The organism is Desertihabitans aurantiacus (assembly GCF_003344635.1).
In the GTDB taxonomy this organism is placed as follows: domain Bacteria; phylum Actinomycetota; class Actinomycetes; order Propionibacteriales; family Propionibacteriaceae; genus Desertihabitans; species Desertihabitans aurantiacus.
In genome coordinates this window covers 57,366-69,924 of record NZ_QPKK01000001.1, presented here as the reverse complement: position 1 = coordinate 69,924, position 12,559 = coordinate 57,366, and the positions used below count along the sequence as shown (strand labels likewise).

At 74.6% G+C, this 12,559-nt stretch carries 12 protein-coding genes; 4 read left to right on the top strand and 8 right to left on the bottom strand.

What is annotated here, in order from left to right; genetic code table 11:
• On the top strand, positions 1 to 472 hold a 472-nt coding region (locus DVA66_RS00385), incomplete at its 5' end, for an anti-sigma factor (RefSeq protein ID WP_198671353.1).
• 51 nt (positions 473 to 523) lie between these two features.
• Here the strand turns inward: DVA66_RS00385 and DVA66_RS00380 are convergent.
• The 4 genes from DVA66_RS00380 to DVA66_RS00365 form a co-directional block, all read right to left on the bottom strand.
• Positions 524 to 1,132, bottom strand: coding sequence for a response regulator transcription factor (locus DVA66_RS00380; RefSeq protein ID WP_114125935.1), 609 nt, complete (start codon positions 1,130 to 1,132; stop codon positions 524 to 526).
• Complete coding sequence (locus DVA66_RS00375) at positions 1,129 to 2,445, bottom strand: sensor histidine kinase (protein ID WP_114558228.1); 1,317 nt, start codon at positions 2,443 to 2,445, stop codon at positions 1,129 to 1,131. The genes DVA66_RS00380 and DVA66_RS00375 overlap by 4 nt, the downstream gene beginning before the upstream one ends.
• 67 nt (positions 2,446 to 2,512) lie before the next feature.
• Positions 2,513 to 4,621, bottom strand: coding sequence for a vWA domain-containing protein (locus DVA66_RS21860; protein WP_114558227.1), 2,109 nt, complete (start codon positions 4,619 to 4,621; stop codon positions 2,513 to 2,515).
• A 1-nt stretch (position 4,622) separates the two neighbouring features.
• Positions 4,623 to 6,071, bottom strand: a complete 1,449-nt coding sequence (locus tag DVA66_RS00365) for a sigma 54-interacting transcriptional regulator (protein ID WP_114558226.1) — start codon at positions 6,069 to 6,071, stop codon at positions 4,623 to 4,625.
• Positions 6,072 to 6,170: 99 nt separating this feature from the next.
• Here DVA66_RS00365 and DVA66_RS00360 point away from each other — a divergent pair, with 99 nt between their 5' ends.
• Positions 6,171 to 7,055, top strand: a complete 885-nt coding sequence (locus DVA66_RS00360) for an aminoglycoside phosphotransferase family protein (protein WP_198671352.1) — start codon at positions 6,171 to 6,173, stop codon at positions 7,053 to 7,055.
• A gap of 40 nt (positions 7,056 to 7,095) precedes the next feature.
• On the opposite strand, the gene DVA66_RS00355 is transcribed toward DVA66_RS00360, so the two are convergent.
• The 4 genes from DVA66_RS00355 to DVA66_RS00340 all read right to left on the bottom strand — a co-directional run bounded on the left by DVA66_RS00355 (position 7,096) and on the right by DVA66_RS00340 (position 10,633).
• Positions 7,096 to 8,121, bottom strand: a complete 1,026-nt coding sequence (locus tag DVA66_RS00355; protein ID WP_114558224.1) for a CPBP family intramembrane glutamic endopeptidase — start codon at positions 8,119 to 8,121, stop codon at positions 7,096 to 7,098.
• Between the two features lie 164 nt (positions 8,122 to 8,285).
• Positions 8,286 to 9,257 (bottom strand): CPBP family intramembrane glutamic endopeptidase, encoded by a 972-nt coding sequence (locus tag DVA66_RS00350; protein ID WP_114558223.1) that lies wholly within the window; start codon positions 9,255 to 9,257, stop codon positions 8,286 to 8,288.
• 20 nt (positions 9,258 to 9,277) lie between these two features.
• Positions 9,278 to 10,273, bottom strand: a complete 996-nt coding sequence (locus DVA66_RS00345) for a CPBP family intramembrane glutamic endopeptidase (RefSeq protein ID WP_114558222.1) — start codon at positions 10,271 to 10,273, stop codon at positions 9,278 to 9,280.
• Between the two features lie 117 nt (positions 10,274 to 10,390).
• Complete coding sequence (locus DVA66_RS00340) at positions 10,391 to 10,633, bottom strand: DNA primase (RefSeq protein ID WP_114125940.1); 243 nt, start codon at positions 10,631 to 10,633, stop codon at positions 10,391 to 10,393.
• Positions 10,634 to 10,676: 43 nt separating this feature from the next.
• On the opposite strand from DVA66_RS00340, the gene DVA66_RS00335 reads away from it, so the two are divergent.
• Positions 10,677 to 11,522, top strand: coding sequence for an alpha/beta fold hydrolase (locus DVA66_RS00335; RefSeq protein WP_114558221.1), 846 nt, complete (start codon positions 10,677 to 10,679; stop codon positions 11,520 to 11,522).
• Between the two features lie 37 nt (positions 11,523 to 11,559).
• Positions 11,560 to 12,531 carry a hypothetical protein gene (locus DVA66_RS00330; protein WP_114558220.1) on the top strand — a complete coding sequence of 324 codons (972 nt, stop codon included), beginning with the start codon at positions 11,560 to 11,562 and terminating at the stop codon, positions 12,529 to 12,531.
• Positions 12,532 to 12,559 lie beyond the last annotated feature (28 nt).

The following is a 12,559-nucleotide window of genomic DNA, read 5'->3' as shown; positions in this document are numbered from 1 at the left end:
CCGGGGTCGGCTGCTGCCGGCGCTGGTGGCCGCCGCGGTCGTGGTCGCGCTGGCGCTGGGCGGCTGGGCGGCGGTGCTGCGCCAGCAGCTCGAGGACGCCGCCGTGGTGGCCGCGGAGGAGAGCGAGCTGCTCGCCGCCCCGGACGTCCGGGTGGTCACGATCGAGCTGCCCGACGGCGGTCGCGCCAGCTACGCGGTCTCCCGCGAGCAGGACCGGGCGATGCTGACCGCGCCGGTGCTGCCGGACCCGCCGGAGGGCCGGGCCTACCAGCTGTGGACGATGCAGCTGGACGAGACGGGTCGACCCGTGGCCGGCACCGTCGAGCCGCACGACGTCTTCACCGGCGGTCGGGACGTCCGGGTCTTCTTCGACGACCTGCGCGGCACGGACGCGTTGGCCATCACGGTCGAGGACGAGGCCGGCGCCACCAAGCCCAACCAGTCGACGATCTTCGGGATCGCCCCGGTCTGATCCGGTCCGGTCGCGTGCCGCGGCGGGCTGGGCGCGTCGAGGGGGCGGTGCTCAGATCCAGCCGTTGCGGCGGGCCAGGTGGACGGCCTCGTGCCGGTTCGCGACGCCGAGCTTGCCGACCACCGAGGACAGGTAGTTGCGCACCGTCCCGATCGACAGCGAGGCCCGCTGGGCGATCTCCTCGATCGGGTTGCCCTCGGCGGCCAGGGCCAGCACGTCGGCCTCCCGCGGCGACAGCGGGGAGTCGCCGGCACTGATCGCGTCGGCCGCCAGCTCGGGGTCGACGTAGCGTCCGCCGTCGGCGACGGTGCGCACCACCGAGGCCAGGGTCTGGGCGCTGACGGTCTTCGGCAGGAACCCGCGGACGCCGACGGCCAGGGCGTTCTTGAGGTAGCCCGGACGTCCGTGGGAGGTGACGATGACGCACCGGCAGTCCGGCACCTCGACGGCCAGCCGCTCCGCCACCTCGATGCCGTCCAGCTTCGGCATCTGCAGGTCGAGGACGGCCACGTCGGGCCGGATCTTGCGTGCCACCACGACCGCCTCCTCCCCGTGCGCGGCCCGGCCGACCACGTCGATGTCGTCCTCGAGGTCGAGCAGGCTCGCGAGGGCGTCACGGATCAGGCCCTCGTCGTCGGCCAGCAGGACGCGGATGGTCATCGGGCACTCCCTCCGGTGGTGCTGACGGAGCTCGGCGCCGGCTCGGCGTCCGGTGCTCGGGACGGCTCGGTGGGACGGGCCGGCGCGCCCCCCGCCACGGCCGGCACCCGCGCGAGGAGCACGAACCGGGCGTCCTCGCGGCGGTGCTGCAACGACCCGCCGACCGCCTCGAGCCGCTCGGCCATCCCCACCAGGCCGTGCCCGCCGCCGTCCGGGTCGGCGGTGCCGTCCGTGGCCACCCGCACGCCGTCGTTGACGACCTGCAGCTCGACCACGGGCGCCGGGCCGTCGTCCAGCACCCGCACCACGATCCGGGCGGTGCGGGCCCGGCTGTGCCGGATGACGTTGGTGACGGCCTCGCGCACCACCGCACCCAACGCCGCGCCCGCCTCCGCGCCGACCCTGCCCTCCGGCAGCTGGTCGACCACGCGGCAGTCGATCCCGGCCGAGGCCAGCAGCGACCGCGCGCCGACGAGCTCCTGCCGCAGGTCGGAGCTGCGGACGCCGGCGACGATCCGCCGGACCTCCTTGCCGGCCTCGTCGGCCACGGCCCGGACGGCGGCCATCTCCTCCGCGGCCCGCTCGCCCCGGCCCCGCCGCGCCAGCTCGGCGGCCAGCTCGCTCTTCACCGCCACGGTGGCGAGGGTGCGTCCGAAGACGTCGTGCAGGTCGCGGGAGATCCGCAGCCGCTCCTCCGCGATGGCCAGCTGGGCCGACTGGCCGCGGGCCTCGTCGAGGGCGTAGACCACCCCGAGCATCCAGCCGGTCAGCCAGACGGTGGCGGCGACCACGGTGAACCCGAAGGTGGCGACGGCCATCCCGCCGACGATCGCCGGCAGGTCGTCACCGCCGAACGGCGTGATCACCGCGAGCGCGGCGAGGCTGACCAGCACCGGGACGGCCGAGACCACCCACCAGGGCAGCCGGGGCGCGAAGGCGCAGACGGCGAAGGTCGCGACCACCAGCACGACCATCGGCCAGGCGCTGCGCGGCCAGCCCATCATCACCGGGGCGAGCACCACGATGGCCACGGTGAGCACCAGCCAGGCGACCAGCCACGGCCGCAGCCGCCGCGGGAGCGGCTCTGCCCGACGCAGCGTGCGCAGCGACCACCGCAGCCAGCCGAAGTTCGTCCCGGTGTGCACCACGACCAGCCCCAGCAGGGCCACCAGCGGCCACCCGCTCTCGGGCGCGGCCGTCAGCAGCGAGAGGGCGGTGAAGAGCTCGGTGAGCAGCATCAGGTACACCGACCAGTGCACGTACAGCACGAACCGGCCGGTGCTGCGCTGCAGGGCGCCCGTGCTGGTGCTCACGGACGCATCCTGCCACCGTCGCCCGACGGCATCCGGTGACGCACGTCACCGGCCGCGCGGGAGGGGCTCAGCGAGCCCGCCGGCCGCGACGGGCGCGCAGGTAGTCGCTGACCACGTACTCGCCGAGCCGGCCGAGCGAGGGGGCCAGCACCCGTCCACCGCAGCGGCGCGCGACGGCGTCCAGGAAGCGCTCCAGGCTCGGGTCGTCGCCGAGCCGGAAGAAGTTCAGGCTGGCTCCGGTGCGGGTGAGCAGGTCGACCTGCTCCAGCGTCGCCCGCAGCGTCTCCCGGCTGGTCGGCCAGTCGAAGACAGGGGTGCCGTCGGGCTCGAGGTGGGCGGTCGGCTCGCCGTCGGTGACGACCAGCACCACCGGCTCGGCCTCCGGGTGGCGGCGGACGTGCCGGCCGGCCAGCATCAGCGCGTGCGCCAGGTTGGTGCCCTGCACCCACTCCGGCTCGGCCTGGGCCAGCTGCAGCGGGGTGAGCCGGCGCGCCATCAGGTTGAAGCCGATGATCTCCAGCGCGTCGGTGCGGAATCGGGTGGAGATGAGGTGCGACAGCGCGAGCGAGGTCTGCTTCATCGGGCCCCACCGGTCGGCCTGGATCATCGAGAACGACAGGTCCACGCACAGCGCCACCGCGGCGGTGGTGCGCCGCTCGGTCTCGGCGACGACGAAGTCCTCCGGGGCGAGGGTGAGGGCGGCGGTGGTGGATCGCCCTCCGACGGGCTCAGGGCGTTGGAGCCGGCCAGGTGCACGCGTGGGGGTGGATCGCCCTTCGACGGGCTCAGGGCGTTGGGGCAGGATCGGCTCAGGGCGTTGGGTGCGGCCAGGTGCGTGGGGGCGGGAGGCGTCCTCGCCGGCGCGGCGGGCGACGGCGTTGATGACGGTGCGGACGGCGTCCACCGGCTGCTCCCCGCCCAGCTCCCAGGGCAGGAAGGCGCCGGTGCGCTCGTCGGCGGCGCCGGTGCGGCGGTCCTCGTGGGCGCCGGTGCGCTGCGCCTCGAGGGAGGAGAAGATCTGCTTGAGCGCGGTCTGACCCATCCGGCGCAGCGCCTTGGGGCTGAGCTGCAGCCCGTCCTCGCCGCGGTGCAGCCAGCCCTGCCGCTCCAGCTCCTGCTCCAGCCGGCGCAGCTGCTCGAGGTCGCGGACGGCCCCCGCACCGAGCTGGCGCTCCACGGCGTCGACGTCCACGTCGTCCAGACCGGCGCCGGCGTAGTCCTGGCCGAGCTGGGCCTGCAGCGACTCCAGGTCGGCGAGGTCGGAGACCACCCCGACCGCCTCGCCGTAGCCCAGCCCCTCCTCGCCGTCGACTCCGAACCCGCGACCGCGGAACATGCCGGGGCGCAGGCTCTGCAGGGTGTCGCGGAGCTGCCCGAGCTGTTCGGCCAGCCCGCTGTCGCCCATCGCCTGCTGCACCAGCTCGCCCAGCTCGGCCCGCTGCTCGGGGGTGAGCGAGCGCATCATCCGCTCGGCGGCCGCCTGCTGACGGGCCAGCGACTCGATCAGCTCGTCGACGTCGGCGGGGGCGTCGGGGAAGAAGTCGCCGTGCTCGGCCATGAACTCGGCGAACTGCTGCTCGGTGTCCTCGCCGCGGGCGTGGGCGGTGAGCAGGTCGTTGAGATCGGTGAGCATGTCGCGCAGCGCCTGCGAGGCGGCCGGGTCCTGACCCTGCAGGGCCTGCTTCAGCCCGGCGAACTGCCGGTCCAGCACCTGCTCGCGCAGCATCCGGGTGATCTGCTCGTAGGTCTCGCGGGCCTCGGGCGAACGCCACTGGTAGTCCTTGAGCTGCTGGACGGCCGCCGCGGGGCTGTCAGGCAGCGTCGCGAGGTCGAGCTCGGCCAGCCGGGCGTCCTCCCCGGGCTCCTCGGCCAGGGCGTCCCGCTCGGCGGCCAGCGCCTGGTCCAGCGCGGCCCGCACCTGGTCGAGGACGCCGCCGAGGTTGCCGCGGCGCCGCAGCTCCCGGCGGCGCTCGGCGATCCGGCGGCGCAGGTCGTCCAGGCCCGGCGTGCGGTCCAGCCCGCGGCGCAGCAGGTCGTCGAGGGTGTCGCGCAGGCTCTCCCCGCCGAGCACCCGCTGGCCCAGCTCGTCCACCACCCGACGCAGGTCGAACGGCGGCGCGAGCGGGTCGGGGCCGTCGTGCCACGCCGAGTAGGACCAGCGGTCGCGCCGGGCCACGTCAGCCGCCGTAGATGGTGCGGGCGCGCGGTCCGCTGTCGATGACGGCCTTGGACAGCCGGCGGGTGAGGTAGAGGCCCTCGCAGACCAGCTCGATCGCGGCCGCCGCCTGCCCGGGGGAGACGGTGTCCTCCGACACCCCGAGGGCGTTCAGCACCTGGGCCAGCCCCGGCACCTGGTCGAACTGGTCGAGCAGCTGGCCCGAGGTGACGAGGGCCCCGGTCTCGATGCTGACGTCGGCGTCCTCCTCGGCGCTGGCGAACCGGTCGGTGAAGCCGGACAGGTCGAGCCCGGCCAGCCGGTCGCGGTAGACGGTGACGGTGGCCATCCGCAGCAGGTGCTCCACCACCTCGTCCTCGCGGCCCTCCTCGCCCATCTCGAACTCGAGCTTGCCGCGCAGCGCCGGCAGGACGCCGGAGAGGTCACCGATCCGCGCCACCGGGAACGGGTCGCCGGTGATCGCCGCCCGCCGCAGCGCCGCACCGGACAGCGCCTCGGCGGCGGCCACCCCGTAGCGGGCGGAGACACCGGAGGCCTGGTCGACGGCGGTCGAGCCGCGGAGCTGCTCCACCAGCCGGGCGACCACCTCGAGCAGGTGCTCGGGCACCTGGCCGACCACCTCGGCGCCGTCCTCGTCGACGGCCCGGGCCAGCTCGGCCTCCTGCCGGATCAGCGCCACCTCGTCGGCCACCTCGAGCGGGTAGTGGGTGCGGATCTCGGCGCCGAAGCGGTCCTTGAGCGGGGTGATGATGCGGCCGCGGTTGGTGTAGTCCTCGGGGTTGGCCGAGGCGACCACCAGCAGGTCGAGCGGCAGCCGCAGCGCGTACCCGCGGATCTGGATGTCGCGCTCCTCCAGCACGTTGAACAGCCCCACCTGGATCCGCTCGGCCAGGTCGGGCAGCTCGTTCAGCCCGAAGATGCCGCGGTGCGCGCGGGGCAGCAGCCCGTAGTGCACGGTCTCGGGGTCGCCGAGCGAGCGTCCCTCGGCCAGCCGGGTGGGGTCGATGTCGCCGATGAGGTCACCGATGCTGGTGTCGGGGGTGGCCAGCTTCTCGGTGTAGCGCTCGTCGCGGTGCAGCCAGTCCACCGGCAGGTCGTCACCGAGCTCCTCGACCAGCCGTCGGCTGCCGATGGTGACCGGGTCGAAGGGGTGCTCGTGCAGCTCCGAGCCGGCGATCACCGGCGTCCACTCGTCGAGCAGGGAGGCCAGGGTGCGCATCAGCCGGGTCTTGCCCTGGCCGCGCTCACCGAGCAGGACGACGTCGTGGCCGGCCAGCAGCGCCCGCTCGACCTCGGGCAGCACCGTGTCGTCGAGCCCGACCAGCCCGGGCAGCGACCGGTCGCCGGCCCGCAGCCGGCGCAGCAGGTTGCCGGCGATCTCGGCCTTGACGGAGCGGAAGGTGTGCCCGGACGCCCGGAGCGCGCCGAGGGTGGTGGGTGCGGGCTTCATCTCTGACCTCCTCGCAGGAACGGACGTCTGGAAATCTAACCCCGCCCTCCGAACGCGGGTGCGGCCGCCGTCGGCCGTCTGGTCGCTACGCTGCCGACGGTGTGGCCGACGGAGGAGAGCTGGCGTGCGACCGTGCCCGGGCTGGTCGCCCGGTACGCGGAGCGGTGGGGGCTGACGCTCGGGGAGGACCACGTCGGTGGCACCGCCTCGCGGGTGGTGCGGGCCCGGACCGCCGACGGCGTCGACGCGGTGCTCAAGGTGTCGCTGCCGCACCGCGAGGCCCGCGGTGAGGCGGCGGCCCTCAGGTGGTGGGACGGCGACGGCGCGGTCCGGCTGCTCGCCGAGGACCCGGACGACCCGTACGCGCTGCTGCTCGAGCCGTGCGTGCCCGGCACCCGGCTCAGCGACCGGCACGACCTGCCGGCCGAGCAGCGGCTGGAGATCGCCGCCGGGTTGCTGACCCGGCTGTGGGGCCACGGCGTGCCGCCGGACCACCCCTTCGAGCGGGTCGACGACGTCGCCACCGAGTGGGCCGACCTGCTGGAGGAGCGGATGCGCACGCTGCGGCCGTCCTACGACCCCGGGCTGGTCGCCTCCGGTGCCCGGCTGCTGCGCGAGCTGCCGGGCACCGCCGGTCGCGAGGTGGTCGTGCACGGTGACTTCAACCCCGGCAACGTGCTGCAGTCGACCCGCGAGCCGTGGCTGGTGATCGATGCCAAGCCGATGGTCGGCGACCCCGGCTACGACCTCTCGCCGCTGCTGATGCAGGTCGACGACCCGTTCGGCCACCCCGACCCGGCGGCCGTGCTCGCCGACCGGGTCGGGCTGCTGGCGGGGCTCACCGGGGAGCCGGTCGAGCGGCTGCACGCCTGGTCGGCCGCCCGGCTGGTCGAGGCCGCGCTCTGGTACGCCAGCCGCCACGAGCCCGGACCCGGCGCGGACTGCCTGCGGCGGGCCGGGCTGACACTCGACCTGCTCGGCTGACGACCAGGCCACGGGTCGACGGCCACGCCGGGCCCGGGTGTCAGCCCGCGGAGCGGGGCGTGCGGCTGGGCTCGGTGCCCGCGGCCGGGTCCGCGGTGAGCGGGAGACCCTTGCGCCGCGCCCACAGCCACACACCGGCGGTGGTCAGCGAGACCAGGACGATCGGGATCAGGATGATGGCACCGCCGGAGCCGGCGCTGCGGTCGAGGACGAACTCGCCGGTCAGGAACGAGGCCACCATGAAGGTGATCGAGTTGTTGACCGCGTGCAGGACGACCGCGGCCTCGATCCCGCCGGTGCGCCAGGTGATCAGCGTGAACGCGGTGCTGAGCACGAGGTAGTAGGCGATCAGGGTCCAGTCGGACGAGCCGTGCGCCCAGGCGAACAGCACGCTGGGCGGCACCAGGGCGAGGACGAAGGCCGCCCCCCGGTGACCGGTGAAGGAGGCGAAGCTGCGGGCCAGCAGACCGCGGGTCGCGTACTCCTCGCCGGCCGACTGGAGCGGGGTCGTGAGCACGGTGACCAGCAGGAGCACCACGGTGGTGGCGACGGTGGCCGGCTCCGGGCCCACGCCGATCGCCCTCGGGTCGATCAGGTAGAGCACGATCGCGTACACCACCCAGATCGGCGTCAGGACGGCCGCCACCCGCAGCGCCAGGCCCCAGCGGAACCGGCCGTGGATGGAGTGCAGGAAGCGTGCGGGCTGGCCGAAGAGCAACCGCTGCAACCCGAGGGAGATGGGGATCATCAAGCCGAGGGCGATGTTCTGCACCAGGAACAGGGCCGGCGTGAGGATGACCGTGGACGTGTCAGTCGGTACCAGGTCCAGGCCGAAGGTGCTCGACAGCAGGAAGATCATCCCGCCGAGCACGATGTTGACCACACCGTAGGCGATGAGCACCAGCACGATGGCGAGGGCCGGACGCCACCAGCGGGTGCGCGGGGTGCGGAGGAAGTGGTGGTAGGGCGCCGGGCCGGTTGGCAGCGCGGAGCCGGTCGGCGCCGGGACGCCGTCGCCGCCGGCGGACGACGGTCGGGTGGGTCGGGTCGGGGTCGGTGAGGACATGTCCCCAGGCTCACCCCGGGTCGGGCGTCCCACCAGAGCCGTCCGTCATGGCGCTCGGTGCGCCCACTCACCCCCGCGGCAGGACGACTGTCACAGTGTGCTGGGAACACACCCTGACCAGGCGATCCGCCAGCTCGGACCGCGTTCGAGGGCGACGCTACGGCTCAGCCGACGGCCGCCGGGTCGGCGGCGACCGGCAGCCTGCGGCGACGCGCCCACAGCCACACGCCCGCGGTGGTCAGCGTCATCAGGACCATCGGGATCAGCAGGGCCGGCCCTCCCGCGCCGACGCTGCGGTCGAGGACGAACTCGCCGGTGAGGAAGGAGGCCACCATGAACAGCGTCGAGTTGTTGACCGCGTGCAGGACGACCGCCGCCTCGATCCCACCGGTGCGCCAGGTGAGCAGCGTGCAGGCGGCGCTGATCACCAGGTAGTAGACGATCAGGATCCAGTCGGCCGAGCTGTGCGCCCAGGCGAACAGCACGCTGGCCGGCACCAGGGCGAGCACGAACCCCGCCGCCGGGTGGCCGGTCACCGAGGCGAAGCTGCGGGCCAGCAGCCCCCGCGCCACGTACTCCTCACCGGCCGACTGCAGCGGGGTGGTGAGCACGGTGATCAGCAGCAGCACCACGGTCGTGGCGACGGTGGCCGGCTCCGGGCCGATGCCGAGCGTCCGGGGGTCGATGATCGCGAGGACGATCGCGTACACCACCCAGACCGGCGTCAGGACGGCCGCGAGCCGCAGCGCCAGGCCCCAGCGGAAGCGTCCGTGGATCGAGTGCAGGAAGCGGGCGGGCTGGCCGAACAGCCAGCGCTGCAGCCCCATCGAGACGGGGATGAGCAGGCCGAGGGCGAGGTTCTGCACGAGGAACAGCGCCGGAGTCAGCACCAGAGGGCCCTCCCCGCTGGGCACCAGGTCCAGCCCGAAGGCCCCGGACATCAGGAACAGCGCGATGCCGAGGCCGATGCTGAGCGCGAAGTAGGCGGCGACCAGCAGCACCACCGCCAGCAGCGCGCGCCACCAGCGGGTGCGGGGGGTGTGGAGGAAGGAGTAGTAGGACGTCGGGCCGGACGGCATCGCCGAGGGCTTGGCAGCGGGGTCGGCGGTGGCCGGCGGGCGGAGGTCGGAGGTCATGGTGCGCCCGCCCCCGGTGGTCAGGCGGTCGGGTCGGCGGCGGTGGCGAGACCGCGGCGGCGGGACCAGACCCAGATGCCGGCGGTGGTCAGCGCCATGACCGCGAGCGGGACCAGCATGATCGGCCCGCCGGTGCCGGCGCTGCGGTCGATGACGATCTCGCTGGTGAGGAAGGCGGCGACCGCGAACAGGGTGGTGTTGTTGACCGCGTGCAGCACCACGGCCGCCTCGACGCCGCCGGTGCGCCAGGTGACCAACGAGCAGGCCAGCCCGAAGCCGAAGTAGTAGGCGGCCAGCGTCCAGTCGCCGGCGCCGTGGGCGACCATGAACAGCAGGTTCGCCGGCACCAGGGCGAGCACCAGCGCCGCGGTCGGGTGGCTGGTGAAGGAGGCGAAGCTGCGGGCCAGGATGCCGCGGGCGGCGTACTCCTCACCGGCGGCCTGCAGCGGCGTGGTGAGCAGCGTGATCAGCAGCATCACGGTGGTGCTGACCAGGGTCGCCGGCGCCCCGCCCGCCCCGGCCATCTCCGGGGCGAAGAGGGTGAACCCGATCGCGTACACCGCCCACAGCGGCAGCAGCACCGCCGCGAGCCGCAGCGCCAGGTTCCAGCGGAAGCGACCGTGCACCGAGTGCAACCAGCGTCCGGACTGGCCGTGCAGGAGGCGCTGCAGGCCGAGCGACACGGGGATCAGCAGCGCCAGGGCGATGTTGTTGACCAGGAGCAGTGCGGGCGTCATGGTCATCGTCGACCCGTCCACGGGCACGAGATCGAGACCGGCCACCAGCGAGACGACCACCAGCGCCATGCCGAGACCGAAGCTGATCACCAGGTAGGCGACCACCAGCAGCACGATGGACAGCGCGGCGCGCCACCAGCGGCTGCGAGGGGTGCGGAGGAAGTGGTGGTACGGGGTCGGGCCGGTCGGCAGGGCCGACGTGTCGACGGGAGCGGGCGGCTGGGGGGCCGGGTGCACGTCGCGCAGCGGACGGGTGGAGGAGGGCAGCGTCTCGGACATGACTCCAGCCTCCGGCCGCGGCGGCGCCGGCGGCAGGGCGTCAGCTCACCGGGAACGGTGCGTCGCTCATCCCCGCAGCAGGACGGACGTCATGCCCGGACCGGCTCGCGGGAGGGGTCAGTCGTCGCCCTGGTCGTCGGCGTCGTCCTCGGCGTTGTCGTCCTGGCCCGCCTCGTCCCCGGCCTCGTCGTCACCGCCGTCGTCCTGACCGTCGTCGTCGCCACCGTCGTCGCTGCCGCCGTCCTCCTGCTGCTCGGTCTGCGGCACCACGGGTGCCTCGCCGCCGCAGGTGCTCAGCACGGTGAGCAGCGCCAGCGCGAGAGCGGCGAGTGCGGTGCGGATCATCAGCGGGAGGGTCATGGGTGCTCCTCGGCGGCGGTCGGAGGTCTGCGACGCTAGCACGGTGACCGGACGACTGACCCGCTTCACGGCCGACGGCCTCACCTTCGAGGTCCGCGACGAGGGCCCGCTGGACGGCCCGGTCGTCATCGCCCTGCACGGGTTCCCGCAGACCTCGGCGAGCTGGGCGGGCGTCGTCCCACACCTGGTGGCCGGTGGCTACCGGGTGCTGGCGCCGGACCAGCGCGGCTACTCACCCGGGGCCCGACCGGCCGACGTCGCCCGCTACGACCTGGCCCTGCTGGTGGCCGACGTGCTGGCCCTGGCCGACGCCGCCGGGGCCGACCGCTTCCACCTGGTGGGCCACGACTGGGGCGCCGCCGTCGGCTGGACGCTCGCCGGCAGGCACGCCGACCGGGTGGCCAGCCTGTGCGCGGTCTCGGTCCCGCACCCGGCGGCGTTGTCCCGCTCCTTCCTCGGCACCCAGGCACTGCGCTCCTGGTACGTGCTGGCCTTCCAGGTGCCCGGTCTGGCCGAGCGGGTGTTCCGGGCGCGTGGCGGGGCGGTGGTCCGCACGATGCTGGCCCGCACCGGCATGCCGGAGCCGGAGGCGGCGGTACGGCTGCTCGCCGACCCGGACACGGCCACCGGCGCCGTCAACTGGTACCGCGCCCTCCGGCTGCCCGGGCGGCTGCGGACGGGGAGGATCGGCGTACCCACCCTCTACGTGTGGAGCGACCGAGACCCCGCCCTGGGCCGGCGCGCGGCGGAGGGCACCGCCGTCTTCGTCGACGGGCCCTACCGGTTCGTGGCGCTGCCCGGCGTCTCGCACTGGGTGCCGGAGGAGCGGCCCGACGAGCTCGCCGGCCTGCTGCTGGAGCACCTCGACGCGCACCCGCTCGAGCGCTGAGCCGACACCGCGCCCCGCGCGCCATAGGGTCGCGGGCGTGAGCCGCACGATTCCCGACGAGGACGCCGCCCGTTCGGACCACGGGCCGCTGGCGCCGCGGCGCGGGCCCCTCGTCGCCGTCCTGCACGTGCTGTTCGGGGTGGCTGGGTTCGGCCTGGGGCTGCTGCCCTGGCTGGTCACCGGGCTCCGGCTCCCGCTGCAGAACCTGTGGGCGGTGGAGGTGCTGCCGGAGCAGATGCCGCGTGTGCTGCTCCCCTTCAGCCAGTACGCGCTGACGCTCGTCCTCGGCCTCGTCGTCACCGGGGCGGCGGTCGTCGGTGCCCTCGCCCGGCTCGGCCGCGGGGGACGGGCCCGGGTGGCACTGCTCGCCGGGTCCGGCTGGTTCGTCGCGGCCGTCCTCGCCACGGCACAGACCGCGCAGGTGGTGGCGGACGGTCTGGCCGACGACCCGCGGGCCGACCTCTACCTCGCCGCGCTGCTCGCGGTGACGACCGTCGCCGTCGTGCTCGGGCTGGTCGTGCTGGTCCTGCTCGCGGTGGCGCCGCCGGCCGGGGCCGCGGTCGGCGGGGCGTTCGCGGCGCTGGCCGTCGGCATCTGGGTGAACGCCCTGGTGGCGCCGTTCGGCAGCATCGCCTCGGACTGGCAGACCGCGCTGCTGGGCGGGGCCCGCTGGGTGCCCGCGGTGCTGGTCGGGCTGGTGCTGGCCTGGTGCGGTGTCTCCTCGGTCGGCCGGGTGGTCGCCTGGCTGGTCGACCTGGCGCTGCTGTGGGTGGTTCCCGCCGGGCTGACCGCGGTCTCCTACGCGACCGGCTCACGGGTGCTGCTGGGCCAGCCGGCCGAGGCCGTCGCCGCCGGTCTGCAGGTGTTCGGCGCCGCGCTCACCACCGCCGGCGTCTCGTGGCAGCTGGTGCTGGTCGCCCTGGCGGTCGCCCTCGCGGGCCTGCTGCTGCGTCGTGTCGGCTGGCTCCGCGGACGGGCCACCACCTGTTCGGTCCGCACGGACCGCTGAACCAGGGCCCCGGCCTTCCGGGTCCACC